Source organism: Pseudoalteromonas sp. OANN1 (assembly GCF_024124685.1).
Classification (GTDB): domain Bacteria; phylum Pseudomonadota; class Gammaproteobacteria; order Enterobacterales; family Alteromonadaceae; genus Pseudoalteromonas; species Pseudoalteromonas piscicida.
Map to the genome: position 1 here is coordinate 117,085 of NZ_JAMXSE010000011.1, position 14,972 is coordinate 132,056.

Below are 14,972 nucleotides of genomic sequence, written 5' to 3' on the forward strand. Positions count from 1 at the left end.
ATGAAATTAGACAAACAAACACAAGCATTGTTAGACGACCTCGCGGCTCAAGCTGGCGACATTCATGACATCGAAATCTCCATTGAGACCTCACGAGAAGGCGCAAGAGCGATGTTTTTGGGGCTCGCGGGAGAGATTGAAGCAAAAGTAAGTAGCCAAGACCTACACATTGAACACAATGGTATTCACGTGGGCGTTCGCTGTTACCGCCCAGCGCAGTCTTTGGCAAGCCCCAGTCCCGCGGTGGTGTTTATCCACGGCGGCGGCTGGTCCTTAGGAGATGTCGACTGCTATGACGGACTGGTAAAAGACTTATGCCAGCAATCCGGTGTCGTTTTTTTCAGTGTCGAATACAGCCTTGCGCCCGAGCATAAGTTTCCATGCGCCCTGCAACAAGTAATAGCTGTAGTTGATTGGCTGCAAGAAAACCACCAGCGCTTGGAGCTAGACCCCACTAAGATTTCCCTGATGGGCGACAGTGCAGGTGGTAACTTAGCGCTTGTTGCAGCGCATAACTTACATCAACAACAACCAAACACCCTAAGTAACTTATACCTAGTTTACCCGGTGGTTGACTCCTTTTCTCCCCATGAAACCTATCCGTCACGCATGCAGTATGGCGATGGAAACTTGTTGCTAACCAGAGAGGCAATAAAAGACACCTGCAACTGGTATCTCGCACCCGAGCAAAGCGCGGCGGACGTCAATGTCTCGCCATTATTTATTGAAGACATGACGCACCTTCCTGCCACCAGTGTGCTGCTTGCCGGCTGCGACCCACTTTACGATGAGGGAATGCTGCTCGCCAAAAAACTAAAGCAAGCGGGCGTGCTTAATACCTTAACCTGCTTTGAAAATACCATACATGCGTTTTTCTCCTTTGCCGTGCTCGACGTCTGCAAGCTCGCGCGCAGTAATATCGCCAATCAGTTAAAACATGACTTGACCTAGGATAAAAATATGAAAAACACAAACACAGCGTTGCGCACTCACACTTATGGATTGCTCGTTTTTATCTCACTCGCAGCAAGTGGTTTAGCGCACGCTTCAGCGACACTTGAAGCCACCTATACCTCTGGTATTAATAATGGCTGGCAAAAGATTGAAAGATGGCGAGATAACTCAGGGCATATTGGCAATGAAAGCTTTCCCGCCGACGGCCGTGGCGATCAATCTGGTCAGCGCGCTACTTTCTTTGCATCTAACCAACCAAGCTCTGCGCAGTTTCTACTTTATCATGCGCCGGGTTGGGATAGTAACAGCCGCCAAACACCGGTATTGCTGATCCACGGTGCCAATCAAGATGCCGATTTGGCTTGGGCAAATCCGAACGAGGCCGGTAGTTACGGCTGTGGCCGACAAAACTGCCCTTCGCAAGGCTTAATGCAAACGCTTGCCAATGATGATTACAAAGTCTTTGCCTTAAATCTGGCGCATAAAAATGGCGATGGCTTTATCTGGGCGGAGCAGATCGCCAATGCCATCGCTCAGGTTAAAAATAAGACGGGGGCAACGCAAGTGGATTTAGTCACTTGGTCAAAAAGCGCGTTTAATGCCCGCATGTATATTTCTTCTTTGACCAATGCTTGGAGCACTAAATTCAACAGTGATGTACGCAAACTAGTGATGCTCGGCGCCCCCAACAACGGCATTGATTGGTCATTTCGTCACGGCGTTAATCATACCTATGGTGCTTATTCGCAATGTGGCGGCAGCATAAATGGGCCTACTGCGCATGATCAGATATTATGTTTTGGCTTATGGTATTCAAGTTCTGAGTGGGTTTACGACTCGCCTTACTTTCCAGGCTCCGCGCAGATGCTAAAAGCACTAGATGATAAATATGCACTCCCCACCACAGAACAAGATTGGTACACCACTTACTACGGTGGCTTAGGGTTTGTGAGCAAAGGCCGAGGTATCGCAGCGTTTACGGTCGACTCACTGGTAGACCAAGTTCGTAGCGCTGGCACCGACAGCAGCGTTCAAGTTTATAATCTTTGCGGCGATCAGGCCGACATGGCATTTATTCACAATGAACATACCGGCCCTTCCGATGGCGTTGTATTTATCAGTAGCTGCATCGACAGCACAGGAATAAGTAACTTGGCGGGCTCTGCAGTTGTGGCCACCAACCATCTAGAGCTTGGCTGGGAGCCCAGTGCAATCAACCAAATCAAAAATTGGTTAAGTACACCCTAGATGAGTGGTGACAAAATACTGCACTAAAGTTGCAACGCAAAACTATTGCTATCTAGAGTTGATGTTGATTAACTGAATTGTTGAGAGTGACAGGATGAGCTTACGTATTTATGTCAAACACCGCCATTGCACCTTGCTACGTGCAATTGATGCAGCACACACTCACCGCAGCAAAACTGGAATTTGCTGCGGTCGCTCGGTCTTTGGCTATCAATAAAGCCATTGACGCCCTAGATGCCATTGAGTTTATGCGCGTGATGGAACACTGTGCTGTCGAACTCAATGACGAAAGTCTAAATCTCAACCGCAAAAAGCTTCTGCCTGGCACCAACGAATTTGTATTCAATAGCCTGCGCCATTGCCGCACCATTACTCAGCTCTTACAAGAGCTTGCCCGTGGCTATAACTTTATCCACGCGGGAACTTACAATTTCTGCGAAGTATCACACTCTCAAGTGAGTTACATAATTGATGATGCAGCCTTTGACTACGCCACGGCCGCTGACGCGCAATTTTCTCGCTGTATGTTAGATAGCATGCTGATATTGATCCATGGCCTCGTAAAATATGTGTGCGCCGAAACCACCCAAGTTCAACTCACACTAGTGCAGACCAAAAGTGACTCAAACTCGCTGCTAAATTCGGTTATCACCCACATTCCCATTAAACCCTTAAGCAATCGCTACTTACTCACCTATCAATACCAAGAAACGAATCAATCATTAGACTTGGCGAAGTTAGAGTACCTAACGCTCAGTACCATTTACCATTCACTGGCAAATACGCTCCATCATCAGCAGTCGATTAACGACCATGCCAACTTGCTCGATAAAGTCTATAGTGAGCTTAACGCGGGAACACTGTGCCAAGAACAAATGGCTGACAAGCTCAATATCAGTCCGGCAACATTAAGACGAAGGCTCGCTGAGTATCAAACCAATTTTAGGCAACTCAAAAATAACGTACAGAACAAGCAGGCCAAACTGCGACTGACTCAAGGCAGTAGTTTGTATGAGGTGGCGCACACGCTGCAGTTTTCAGATGAGCGTAGCTTTATCCGTGCGTTTAAGTCGTGGAACGGCGTAACGCCTATGCAATTTCTGCAGGGTTTGAGTTCAAAACCCTAACTATTAAATTTTGTTTAGAGCTGCTAATACAACTCATGTAAAAGTTGACGTTAAACAAAGCAAAGCACAACAAAAATGATATTGTGCTACGAGCAAATAGAGTAAGAATATAGTACGTGGAAAGGATATGGAAACACTTCAACTTGCAGGAACGCTACTCGGCGGTTTGGGGATATTTTTAGTTGCGATAAGCATGATGACAGACGGCCTGAAACTAGCAGCCGGGTCGTCGCTGCGCCGAGTGCTTGGTGTGTGGACCAAAACCCCTCAGCGCGGTATTGCATCTGGCTTTTGCATGACAGCCTTAGTGCAGTCTTCCAGCGCGGTTACCGTGGCCTCTTTGGGCTTTGTGAACGCAGGTCTTATTACCATGCATCAGGCGCTTGGTATTGTCTATGGCGCCAATGTTGGCACCACCATCACTGGCTGGTTAGTGGCCGCGGTTGGATTTAAATTTAATATCCAAGCTATCGCACTCCCCTTGATAGGCATTGGTGCCTTGATGAAGTTGCTACTTCCTCGCTCGCGACTAGCGTCGGCAGGCATGGCCTTAGTTGGTTTTGGGCTATTTTTTATCGGTATTGATATTCTCAAAGGCGCATTTGAGCATATTGTCGCTGCTTTTGATTTAAGCCAATTTACCGCAGAGGGAATAAACGGCATGTTGACCTTTTTGCTGGTGGGTATGGTGATGACAACTCTCACTCAGTCTTCCAGTGCTTCCATCGCCTTGACCATTACCGCCGCTGCTAGTGGTATGATTGGATTATATGCCGCAGGCGCGATGGTCATCGGCGCAAACGTCGGCACCACGTCAACATCTATCTTGGCATCCATTGGCGCAACTTCTAATGCCAAACGCGTCGCAGCGGCTCAGGTCATATTTAATGTGTTCACTGCGATGGTCGCTTTCGCGGTGTTGCCAGTGCTGTTTTATCTCATCAACCATTTTACCGCGCTTTTCGGCGTCACTGCTGATCCTGCGTTGTCATTGGCACTTTTTCATACTTTGTTTAATATTTTGGGCGTGCTACTCATCTTTCCACTCAATGACAGGCTCGCTGGCTTTTTAATGAAACGATTTTGTAGTGCCGAGGAGACGGCTTCGAGGCCACGCTTTTTAGATAATACCATCGCCCAAACGCCAGAGCTTGCAATCAATGCGTTATTGCTTGAGTCCAAACTCGTTGCAGATAAGGTGTTAGCCCAGTTTGATAAATGCCTACTCCCAACCGATAAACTCGCAGTTGAACAGGCACTCCATGCAATCCAATCTCTGTGTCAGCAAATTAGCCTTTTTATTGTGTCGGTAGAGCAATCAGCATTATCATCACAGACCACCTCACTACTCGCTAAACTCATGCGTATTGAGCAGTATTTGTTTACTTGTAGTCACTGTGTAGAACAATTAACGGAACACGCTCCATATAAGCAACTCGCAGAGCATCATGACTTGCATGCACAGTTGAATGAATACCAAGCCCAGCTTAGCCACTTCATGAAAACCAGTTTACATGGGCAAAGCGTCACACCTGCAGAGCTGTCGTTGGCGCAAGAGACATTGCAACGTTTACATGACGATGTGAAAGACGACTTAATTCTAGCAGGTACTCACGCGTCACTGGCGATAGATAAGATGGTAAGTAATATCAATACACTAGCGGAAATGTGGCAACTTTCACAGCAGTGGCATAAAGCAATGTTGCTGATCCACGCCATTGAAGCGCAGCTCTCTCCATCACAAGCAGATTAAGTGTGAATCAATGTAAGCAAATTGCGCTTTTTTAATCAGCGCACATTCCTATTTTGACGACTTGATGATAAAACGTAATAAACAACTACAAAATAGGGACTAAGTTTTGAGAAAAAAAATTACTAATATTGCGACACTATGTATGCTAACCACCTTTGCTGGTAAATCTATGGCATTAGAAAAGGATCCATACCTATGGCTTGAAGAGATTGAAGGCAAACAAGCGCTAGAGTGGGTAACGGCACAAAACGATAGCTCACTAAAACAACTCAAAAGCCACAGCCAATATAATCATATCTTTCAAAATACATTAGATATTATCAATGATCGGTCTCGTATTCCTTACGCAACTGAACGTGCAGGTTATTACTATAATTTCTGGAGAGATGCGGATCATGTAAGAGGCATATACCGCAGAACAACCCTTGAAGAGTATAAAAAAGCGGATCCTAAGTGGGAAACCGTTCTCGACTTAGATGCGCTAGCAAAAGCTGAAGACGAAAACTGGGTTTATGGCGGGATGAACTGTCACTATCCAAAGTATGAACGCTGTTTGGTGTATTTATCGCGCGGTGGTGCTGATGCAAAAGTCGTGAGAGAGTTCGACATTCCAAGCAAATCTTTTGTAAAAGATGGATTTTATTTACCTGAAGCAAAAACCTCAGTATCTTGGTTCGACGAGAATTCAATATTTGTTGCAACAGATTTTGGAGAAGGCTCATTAACTGACTCAGGTTATGCTGGAACGGTTAAAGTGTGGCAACGCGGTACGCTGCTGGACGACGCTAAAACGGTCTATCAGGCAAATAAAAGTTCTATCAGTGCCGGAGGTTTTACGATATACGACCAAGGCAATACAAATCACTTTCTATACGATTCTACAAGTTTTTATACTCGCGATGTCTATAAACTCGAAGGTGATAAGCAGATAAAAATTCCAGTGCCTAGCGACGCAAGCCTCCTCGGATTAAACAATGGCATGCTCTTTATCCAGCTAAAATCTGCTTGGAAGCATTTTTCACAAGCAGAAGTAATATATGCCAACATTAACGATATAGATTCTAAAAATATCCAGTTTACGAGTTTAATCAAACCAACAGCAAATCGTTCAATAGAAGATTTGAGTTTTACCAAATCTTCTATACTAGTTACCGTGTTAGATGATGTAAAAAATAAGGTTTTCCGCTATATGCCTAAAGCGAATGGGCAGTGGAAAATAGACCCAGTGAACTTTCCTGATACCGGTTCATTATCCGTTTTTGATACTGATCCCAATAGAGACGACTTTTTTGTCACCTACACGGACTTTTTATCACCGACCAGTCTTTACTTAGTCGAAGGTAAATCACTTGGAACAACAAAGCTCAAAGGTAATAAATCACATTTCGACGCAGATAAGTTCGTTACCCAGCAAAAATTTGCGACATCAAAAGACGGTACAAAAGTGCCTTACTTTATTGTTCATAAGAAAGATATCAAGTTAGATGGTAGCAACCCTACTTTATTATATGCCTATGGTGGCTTTGAAGTTTCTATGCAACCGTACTACTCGGCATCAACTGGTAAAAACTGGTTAGAACAAGGCGGTGTTTATGTGCTTGCGAATATTCGTGGCGGCGGTGAGTATGGACCAAGCTGGCACCAAGCAGCACTAAAAGAAAATCGCCACAAGGCGTATGAAGACTTTGAAGCCGTAGCAGAGCAGCTGATTGCAGACAAAGTAACCAAGCCTCAACATTTAGGTATTAAAGGTGGTAGTAACGGTGGATTGCTAGTGGGCGCCGCTTTCACTCGCAGGCCTGAACTTTACAACGCCGTTATTTGCCAAGTGCCATTACTCGATATGAAGCGTTTTAATAAGCTACTCGCTGGCGCAAGTTGGATGGGCGAATATGGTAATCCAGATGTTCCTGAGGAGTGGGAATACATTAAAACGTACTCGCCTTACCATAACCTAAGTAAAGACAAACAATATCCAAAAGTATTTTTCACAACCTCAACCCGAGATGACCGCGTTCACCCAGGCCATGCACGTAAAATGGTTGCTAAGATGAAAGATATGGGATTTGAAGTTCTGTATTTTGAGAATACCGAAGGTGGCCATGCAGGCGCTGCAAACAATGAACAGCGCGCGATGGTAAATAGCCTTGAGTTTGTTTACCTCATGGACAGACTCAAATAGCTTTAAAATTTACTATCTAGTACGTTAAAAGCGCTCAACTTCATATTGAGCGCTTTTCTCATTTCACCTACTTGGCAAAACTAAGCTCATGAGATTCAAGTGAAAATTGCTCGCCAGTATCCAGTGAAATTTCGATATAAAATACATGGTTCTGTTTGTAAGTGGGCTCACCATTCAGTGCAAACTGGATGAAAATAAATTTAGCAATTAAAAAGCATATCCACACTGCAAGAACCATAAATTATTTTTATACAAACTAAGTTAAGTATAATAAAAACTCATAAACCTGTTAATAAAAAAGGTAGAATTAGGAGTTTGAGAGCTTCTTTAATTTAATAGAACCAGAAATAAAAACTAAATAAAAAAGAAATAAATCATACGTTATTAAAGAGATACCAAAAAGCAATCAACTTCACCCTACTTTCTCGCCCTCTAACAACACATAGGATTAAAGTAGAGATTATTAGCATAAAAATTAAATTATTAAAATTACGCAAAACAGAAATTAATGTGCTAGTTATGTAAATGATTATTTATAAAAAGGAAAGAAACATGAAATCATTAGTAACTTTAGTTTTTACTCTGATGCTTACTGCATGCGCACATTCACCCGACAAGAAAGCCTACCCCGATTACAACGATTATAAAATGGACACTCAAAAACATATTCTAAGGGTAAATCGTCATGGGTACATTATTGATAGTGATTTTGCTGCAAAACCGCTGCTTTCTCGGCAATCACAGCGTGCAAAACCTGTAACTGAAGTAAATCAACAAATTGAAAATATGCTTATTGAAGCTATAAAGCTTAGCTGCATTAAATCGGGTTTTACATGTAATGAACTAACATCGTTAGATTCCCTTTCTACAGAAATAGTTTCAAAAGTAAATGAAGTCAAGATATTGGTTTATGCGCATGGAGGGCTTAACACATACAAAGATACTGATGAGCGGATGGAAGAGCAACTTCAGCCTATTTTGTCTGAGGAGTCTGACTGGCATTATCCTATTTATATATCATGGCCATCTAATATACCGGGAACTGTATTTGAGCACTTTTTTGAAATACGTGAAGGCAGAGACACTTCAGCTTTGGCAGGTATTCTAAGCTCTCCATTTGTCTTATTTGAAGACTTGGTAACCGCAATAGCTAGAGCTCCGGCAAATATCTATTATCAATTTACAAATGATAAGGACAGGTTCGCATCAGGCTCAAGCAATAAATACTTATCAAATGTCTGGCGTGAAGCCAACTATCAATATCAAAACCATTTTTTTAAAAATAATTCTGACACTTACGAATCAAATGATTATTACGTCAACAAGCTAGACAATATAAAAGTCAATCAAAGTACTTATCGTAATCAAGGCTTTGTTAACGGGGCAAAATCTGCAGGAGTCATCGCAGTCACTCCCATCAGATACTCCACAGGAATTTTGTGGAATGGTACTTTAGCTGGGGACAGCTGGGATATGATGAAGCGTCGAGCAAGAGCTATAGCCTACCCTACTGGTGAAGTTAACGAGACCGTTCGAACAGATACAAATAAAGGTATTGGCCAAAGTGTTGGCTTTCTCTTTGAAGAACTCTTTAAACTTGAAAACAAATATCCAGATTTACCGATCAAACTAACTCTAGTTGGACATAGCATGGGGACGATAGTTTTCAATAACCTACTTACTCGCTATCAGTCTAAATTTGAGCAAAGTAAGTCCCTTGATTCTATTGTTTACATGGCCGCGGCTGCAAATATTAGTGACACTCTATCAATCATTCCCGATGTGTTAAAAAATAACCCAAAAACAATCCACTTTTACAACCTAACTCTCAACAGAGTAGCCGAAGTTGCTGAAACCTATGGATTAGGCTTAGCACCAAGCGGCTCTTTATTGGTCTCTATTGATAAGTATCATGATGCGCCCGAACATCATTTATTGCGTACATTCGGATCTGAAGTGAATATCCATTCCTCTCTTATAGCTATAGCTGCAGCTTTCAAAAACGTTACGGATCCTGTTATATTAAAGTCTTATAATAAAGACAATGATAAGCTCCCTTTCAAACACGGTCATTTTGGAAAGCTAAAGTTTTGGCAATGCGCAGAATGGCAAATTGATGCTGAAGATATTGCAAACAACTGCAAATAAAGCAAAACTTGATAGCTAGAAACTCTATCTAACATGGTCTTGTATTCAGGCGTAAACGAGAGTAATAGGGCGAAATCAAGATCTTATAGACTTCGCCTCAAAACCGGCTAACCGTGGCTTCGTGCGGCTTGATATGCGGCGCGAGCTTGCACTTTTTCAAGATAGGCCTTGATATTGCCATGCGCTGTGAGCAAGCCGACGTTGTCTGCGATTTCTAGCATCACCGTCATCATAATATCGGCGGCGGTAAAGTCGTTGCCTGCAAAATAGCTTTGCTTGGCGAGTGTGGCATCTATATAAGAAAAGTCGACATTGACTTCTTTAGCAATGTAACCATCCATTGGTTTATCGCCTGTACGCTGCTCCATCTTCATCATCAAAGATGCGATCACCGGCAGTGCCAATGACCCCTCAGCAAAGTGCAACCATTCTTGATATTGATAGTATTCAGGTGTCCCCGCATCTGGTCGCAAACTACTGTCTTCTGTCTTATCTAGCAGATATTCCATGATGGCTCCAGACTCACATAAGACTAGGCTGTCATCGACCAACACGGGGGCTTTTCCGAGCGGATGCACCTTTTTAAGACTTTCAGGCGCAAGGCGCGTTTCAGAGTTTCGCTCGTGCTCAACAAGGTCATAAGGCATGTCGAGTTCATGTAAAAGCCAAAGTACTCTTGTCGAGCGTGATTCGTTTAAGTGGTGAACAGTTAACATCTATTTATCCTTCCTAAAATTTAGTTATACCAGCTCGTCTGGACCTAAGCGCACGACAAGTTTGCCGAAGTTTTTACCTTCCAATAAGCCAATAAATGCCTCGACAGTATTATCCATCCCCTCGACCAAGTGCTCTTTGTACTTAATCTTGCCCGCGTTTAACCACGGCAGCATCGCTTCGCTGAACTCGTTGTATCTATGCCCATAGTCGTCGAATACAATAAAGCCTTGCATTTTCACTCGCTTAATCAGCAGCGTCGCCATCAGCATCGACATACGATCGGGTCCCGATGGCAACTCGGTGGCATTATATTGAGAGATCAACCCACAAAGTGGAACCCGGGCACTTGAGTTAAGCAATGGCATAACCGCATCGAACACCTTGCCACCCACATTTTCAAAATAGACGTCAATTCCTGATGGACATGCCTGCGCTAACTGCTCAGCGAGATCATCCTTGCGGTGATCAAGACAGGCATCAAAGCCAAGTGTCTCGGTAGCGTAACTGCATTTTTCGGCGCCACCAGCTATGCCTATTACTCTACAGCCTTGCAGTTTTGCTATTTGCCCAACAAGGCTACCTACAGCACCGGTTGCTGCGGCAACGACTACCGTTTCTCCAGCTTTTGGCTGGCCGATATCCATCAGTCCCATGTAGGCAGTAAGGCCTGGCATCCCTAACACACCCAAGCTATATGATGGGTTGGGTAAATTGTTATCTAACTTAAGTAAGCCCGTGCCATCCGAAACGCTATAGTCCTGCCAGCCACTCATCGCGAGTACCCAGTCACCTTTGACAAATTTAGGGTTATTTGACGCTTCAACTCGGCATACTGTGCCACCCACCATCGCTTCACCAATAGCAACCGGCTCAGCATAAGATTTTGCATCGCTCATACGGCCACGCATGTATGGATCTAACGACAAAAAGACGGTACGAAGGAGCACCTCGCCCTCTTTTGGCGTTGGGATCTGTGCTTCTTCATAATTGAAATTTTCTTGCGTTGGTGCACCATGTGGGCGTGACGCCAAGGTAATGCGACGATTCGTTTGTGCGTTTTGAGCTTGGTTTATTGCGTTACTCATGATTTATTCCTTTTAATAAGCAGGTTACAGCTGGTTTAGGTACGTCAGCATTTTCTCAGCGACAAGTTCAGAGCTTGCTGGATTCTGCCCTGTAAAAATTAAGCCATCTCTAACAGCAAACACATTCCAATCATCGACTTTCTGGAAATCAGCACCTCGTTTAACCAGCTCATCTTCTAATAAAAATGGCACAACATCAGTCAGCCCAACTGCCGCCTCTTCACTATTCGTAAAGCCAGACACCACTTTGCCTTTCACCAGATACTCACCCGACGTGGTTTTTACATCCATCAGCACAGCTGTTGCATGGCATACCGTACCAACCGGTTTATCTGCAGCTAAAAAGGCACTGATCAATTGGATTGAATTGGTATCTGTTGCTAAATCCCATAATGGTCCGTGACCGCCAGGATAAAACACAGCGTCAAAATCTGTCGCGTTCACCTCTGCAAGTGGCACTGTATTTGCCACCAGTTCCTGCGTTTTTTGATCATCAAAATAGCGTTTCGTACTGTCGGTTTGGAAATCAGGCTGTTCACTTTTTGGGTCAATTGGCGGCTGACCACCTTTTGGTGAAGCAAGCGTTACTTCTACCCCTGCATCCACAAAGGCATAGTAAGGTGCGGCAAACTCTTCAATCCAAAACCCTGTCTTCTCACCTGTATTGCCTAGTTCTGCATGTGACGTTAGCACCATTAAAATTTTCTTTGCTGTCATCAAAGTTACCTCTCATTCTTTCTTAAAACTTCAGGCTATTTAACCTGCGGATAGATATAAAAGTATGAACTTAAGACAAGTTAAACAATGCAGACAAAAGCTAACTCTTTGTTCAAACAATTGATACAATCAATTTATCTCAGCCAGTGGAGTAATGCGTGGATATTTCGTTTGAGCAACTTAAAAGCATGGTCGTTTTTGCCCAAGTTATTGAGCAAGGCACCTTAAGCGGCGCCGCTAAGCATTTAAACTTGTCTCGTGCAGTGGTGAGTTATCATGTCAAAAAACTGGAGTCACAGTTAGGCATAAAATTGCTCAATCGCTCGACCCGCACCATTTCACTTACAGAGGCAGGCCGCGAATATTATCAGCGCTGCCGTGTGATTGCAGAGCAAGCCTTTGCTGCAAACCAGCAAATTGAGAATTTAAAGAAAGAACCAATCGGTCTAATAAAGCTTACCTGCCCTGTGAATGTTGGCTTGCAAACCATAGTGCCTGCACTCAATGAGTTTAGAGCTATGTATCCAAAAATTCAGCTCGATATCATGCTTACAGATGAAGTCGTCAATATCATCAAAGAAGGGATTGATCTGGCCATTCGAGGCGCCCCACTTCCCGATTCAGGTTTGCAGGCCAGTAAACTTTCGGTGCTAAAAACCTGCTTGTGCGCATCGCCAGACTATTTGCAAAAGTATGGCGTCCCCAAACACCCCACCGATCTCTACCAGCATCAATGGGTGATTTACAAGCTGACATCGGGGGCGCTCACATTGAGTAAAGGGGCTCGGGCTTATAGCATCACGATGAAAGGCGATATAAGCACCAACAATGCCGCCGCACGCACTGCTTTTGTTGAGGGAGGTCATGGTCTTGGACGAATTCCAACTTACGATGCGTTACCAAAAATACAGGCCGGTACCTTGGTTCCCGTATTAGAAGATTACACACTGCCAGACATACATGTTTATGGCGTTTTCCCAGAAGGCAATGCCAACTCTAAAAAAGTGCGACTACTGATCGATTTTCTAAAAGGGTATTTTCAGCGCCAATTGGTTGAAGCGTAAGCCTCAACCAATTGTGTATTTAACCTAGTAACTTTCAGCTGCTGAGTGAGATACTAATGTAAAGTGACCACAAAATGATTAATAGGGATATGCAAGGAGGCTTTCATGAAATATTTAGCACTTATAGCAACGATCGGCATAAGTAATTTAGCGGCTGCACAAGGCGAAGTAGCAGCAAAGTGGCAACTGGGGCAATACGCTGTATCCATTGGTGAAAAATGTGTCATTACCATTTCAACCCCTGCTTCGAAGGAGATAATAGCAAACGGTTTCAATAACGATAAAGCCTGCAAAGTCGCCTATCTAGCCCAAACCAACATTCCCAACGCTTACGTGATAGGCGGTGGACATATTCTTATCGTCGAACAGCAAACCATACAACAAAAGAGCTGCAGACGTGTATCAAAGGCACTTTATTTACCAACCGATGGTCAAGCCGCATTGAGCACTGCTCAAATAGAAAGCGGCAACTGCGATGGCCATATAGAACCAAACGGAGCGATGTATTTAATTTCATCTCTACAAAACCCAATTTAAAAGATCTGCAACACAGAAGCAATCCAACTACCGCTACCAAAACTTGCGCTGTCAGCACCTTAACCCATAAAAGCGGCTCAGAGTGAATTGAAAAAGCAATTCACTCTGAGTGGGCTATCAACAACAAAGTTGTTGATAGCCCATAAGCTTGGGTATAATTAGGCTTTTGGCCTCTTACATCCATAGCATTATGAAAAAGCTCTCAAAAGTACAAGAAAAACAACAAGCTTTGGTACTGACCATTGCAGATAAACTCGAAGAACAAGCTCGTGCAGAAATTCCCGGCATGGTGCAATGTTGGTTTGATGTGGAATATCACTTGTTCCCCGGCTCATTAATACTCTTTTTCCAATTTGAGAACGAACAGGCACTGGAAGCCGCAAAGCCAGAACTCCTTAAATGGCAAAAGCGCTTAAGCGCCGCCATGCTGAAAAAAGGAGTGATTTTAAAAGATATGCGTAAACATTTAACCTTTACTTTGCTTGGTCCTGAAGACTGAAGCAATGTAGATTTATTCGGGTTTGTGAAAAACTGTCACTCTTCTAATTTCAACCATACTATTTGGTTATTATTAAAAAAAGTGTATATGTTACCCTTGTAATACCAAATAGTCTGGGTATCGTGTAGCGGAAATTTTGGTCTTCTCAGTGTTGGAGTTTGAATGCGTATATTGTTGTTATTGCTGTTTTGTTTAGCAGCTCCGGCTTTGGCTTACCAAGTACAACCTATGATTGTCGACCTCTCGTCACATGGTAAAAAGTCACTCGTGACCTACCGCCTCCAAAACCCCAGTGACAATCCTTTACCCATAGAGATAGAGGTACTTAAACGTACTTTTGACGAGCACCAAAAAGAAGTGCTGATCAGCGCCGAAGAAGACTTTATTGTGCTGCCTCCGCAAGTGGAAGTACCGGCAAAAAGCTATCAAGTATTCAGAGCAAAATACCTAGGCTCGCCCGAACTCAAACAAACACAGTCTTATCGCATTGTCTTCAAACAGCTGCCACTTCCCGGAGAAGATGAAGCATCTGGCGTTAAAATGGTATTTAACTTTGCCACTTTAGTGTTTGTAAGTCCGGATGGTGTTCAATCGCAAATAAACAGCGCGCTGCAATGTGAAGAGCTAACCGACTGTACACTCACCCTAAGTAACCAAGGCGACCGAGTACTAGACCTATCGCAGTTTGAATACCGTTTCCACGATGGCGCAACTGTCATAGATTGGGTTAAGTTTCAGTCAGTTACTTCAGGCCGTTTTATAATGCCAAATCATACTATGGTGATAAATTTACAGCCATTGCTTAATGACAAGCCGAGTAAAACAGTAGAGCTTATCAATCTACTGGCTTCTAAGTAAAAAATAGCTAGATGTTAACAGTGCGCTCAAGCCTGGGCTTGCCTCGTTTAAAACAATTTTGGTTTACTCCACTTTATCTGATG

13 protein-coding genes are annotated in these 14,972 nt (G+C 43.6%); 10 read left to right on the forward strand and 3 right to left on the reverse strand.

Going from position 1 to position 14,972, the window contains the following annotated elements; all coding sequences use genetic code 11:
• The 6 genes from NH462_RS11415 (at position 1) to NH462_RS11440 (ending at position 9,412) form a co-directional block, all read left to right on the forward strand.
• Positions 1–951 carry an alpha/beta hydrolase gene (locus NH462_RS11415; protein ID WP_253105750.1) on the forward strand — a complete coding sequence of 317 codons (951 nt, stop codon included), beginning with the start codon at positions 1–3 and terminating at the stop codon, positions 949–951.
• A 9-nt stretch (positions 952–960) separates the two neighbouring features.
• The gene (locus NH462_RS11420) at positions 961–2,202 is read left to right on the forward strand and encodes a lipase (RefSeq protein WP_253105751.1); all 1,242 of its coding nucleotides are present in this window, start codon (positions 961–963) and stop codon (positions 2,200–2,202) included.
• 110 nt (positions 2,203–2,312) lie between these two features.
• The gene (locus NH462_RS11425; RefSeq protein ID WP_010370614.1) at positions 2,313–3,329 is read left to right on the forward strand and encodes a helix-turn-helix transcriptional regulator; all 1,017 of its coding nucleotides are present in this window, start codon (positions 2,313–2,315) and stop codon (positions 3,327–3,329) included.
• A gap of 127 nt (positions 3,330–3,456) precedes the next feature.
• Positions 3,457–5,082 carry a Na/Pi symporter gene (locus NH462_RS11430; protein ID WP_069021456.1) on the forward strand — a complete coding sequence of 542 codons (1,626 nt, stop codon included), beginning with the start codon at positions 3,457–3,459 and terminating at the stop codon, positions 5,080–5,082.
• Between the two features lie 142 nt (positions 5,083–5,224).
• Complete coding sequence (locus NH462_RS11435) at positions 5,225–7,264, forward strand: prolyl oligopeptidase family serine peptidase (RefSeq protein WP_253105766.1); 2,040 nt, start codon at positions 5,225–5,227, stop codon at positions 7,262–7,264.
• 552 nt (positions 7,265–7,816) lie between these two features.
• Positions 7,817–9,412, forward strand: a complete 1,596-nt coding sequence (locus NH462_RS11440; protein WP_253105752.1) for a hypothetical protein — start codon at positions 7,817–7,819, stop codon at positions 9,410–9,412.
• A 107-nt stretch (positions 9,413–9,519) separates the two neighbouring features.
• Here the strand turns inward: NH462_RS11440 and NH462_RS11445 are convergent, their stop codons facing one another.
• From NH462_RS11445 to NH462_RS11455, 3 genes are read right to left on the reverse strand one after another with little or no spacing between them, the layout of a single operon-like run.
• Entirely contained in the window at positions 9,520–10,128 is a 609-nt protein-coding gene (locus tag NH462_RS11445; protein ID WP_010370604.1) for a glutathione S-transferase family protein, read from the reverse strand.
• Positions 10,129–10,152: 24 nt separating this feature from the next.
• On the reverse strand, positions 10,153–11,214 hold the full coding sequence (locus NH462_RS11450; RefSeq protein ID WP_010370601.1) for an NADP-dependent oxidoreductase: 1,062 nt from the start codon (positions 11,212–11,214) through the stop codon (positions 10,153–10,155).
• 24 nt (positions 11,215–11,238) lie between these two features.
• A complete protein-coding gene (locus NH462_RS11455) occupies positions 11,239–11,931 on the reverse strand; it encodes a type 1 glutamine amidotransferase domain-containing protein (RefSeq protein ID WP_253105753.1) in 693 nt (230 codons plus the stop codon).
• 158 nt (positions 11,932–12,089) lie between these two features.
• Here NH462_RS11455 and NH462_RS11460 point away from each other — a divergent pair, with 158 nt between their 5' ends.
• The 4 genes from NH462_RS11460 to NH462_RS11475 all read left to right on the forward strand — a co-directional run bounded on the left by NH462_RS11460 (position 12,090) and on the right by NH462_RS11475 (position 14,889).
• Complete coding sequence (locus NH462_RS11460; RefSeq protein ID WP_253105754.1) at positions 12,090–12,995, forward strand: LysR family transcriptional regulator; 906 nt, start codon at positions 12,090–12,092, stop codon at positions 12,993–12,995.
• A 105-nt stretch (positions 12,996–13,100) separates the two neighbouring features.
• Entirely contained in the window at positions 13,101–13,532 is a 432-nt protein-coding gene (locus NH462_RS11465) for a hypothetical protein (protein WP_253105755.1), read from the forward strand.
• Between the two features lie 190 nt (positions 13,533–13,722).
• Entirely contained in the window at positions 13,723–14,031 is a 309-nt protein-coding gene (locus NH462_RS11470; protein ID WP_010370578.1) for a hypothetical protein, read from the forward strand.
• A 162-nt stretch (positions 14,032–14,193) separates the two neighbouring features.
• Positions 14,194–14,889: a fimbria/pilus periplasmic chaperone gene (locus NH462_RS11475; RefSeq protein ID WP_045961969.1), complete on the forward strand. Its 696-nt coding sequence runs from the start codon at positions 14,194–14,196 to the stop codon at positions 14,887–14,889.
• Positions 14,890–14,972: the final 83 nt, after the last annotated feature.

Excerpts from the sequence above, each read along its gene's own strand:
- NH462_RS11415 (WP_253105750.1), top strand. The coding sequence starts at position 1 with ATGAAATTAGACAAACAAACACAAGCATTGTTAGACGACCTCGCGGCT.
- NH462_RS11420 (WP_253105751.1), top strand. The coding sequence starts at position 961 with ATGAAAAACACAAACACAGCGTTGCGCACTCACACTTATGGATTGCTC.
- NH462_RS11425 (WP_010370614.1), top strand. The coding sequence starts at position 2,313 with ATGTCAAACACCGCCATTGCACCTTGCTACGTGCAATTGATGCAGCAC.
- NH462_RS11430 (WP_069021456.1), top strand. The coding sequence starts at position 3,457 with ATGGAAACACTTCAACTTGCAGGAACGCTACTCGGCGGTTTGGGGATA.
- NH462_RS11435 (WP_253105766.1), top strand. The coding sequence starts at position 5,225 with ATGCTAACCACCTTTGCTGGTAAATCTATGGCATTAGAAAAGGATCCA.
- NH462_RS11440 (WP_253105752.1), top strand. The coding sequence starts at position 7,817 with ATGAAATCATTAGTAACTTTAGTTTTTACTCTGATGCTTACTGCATGC.
- NH462_RS11445 (WP_010370604.1), bottom strand. The coding sequence starts at position 10,128 with ATGTTAACTGTTCACCACTTAAACGAATCACGCTCGACAAGAGTACTT.
- NH462_RS11450 (WP_010370601.1), bottom strand. The coding sequence starts at position 11,214 with ATGAGTAACGCAATAAACCAAGCTCAAAACGCACAAACGAATCGTCGC.
- NH462_RS11455 (WP_253105753.1), bottom strand. The coding sequence starts at position 11,931 with ATGACAGCAAAGAAAATTTTAATGGTGCTAACGTCACATGCAGAACTA.
- NH462_RS11465 (WP_253105755.1), top strand. The coding sequence starts at position 13,101 with ATGAAATATTTAGCACTTATAGCAACGATCGGCATAAGTAATTTAGCG.
- NH462_RS11470 (WP_010370578.1), top strand. The coding sequence starts at position 13,723 with ATGAAAAAGCTCTCAAAAGTACAAGAAAAACAACAAGCTTTGGTACTG.
- NH462_RS11475 (WP_045961969.1), top strand. The coding sequence starts at position 14,194 with ATGCGTATATTGTTGTTATTGCTGTTTTGTTTAGCAGCTCCGGCTTTG.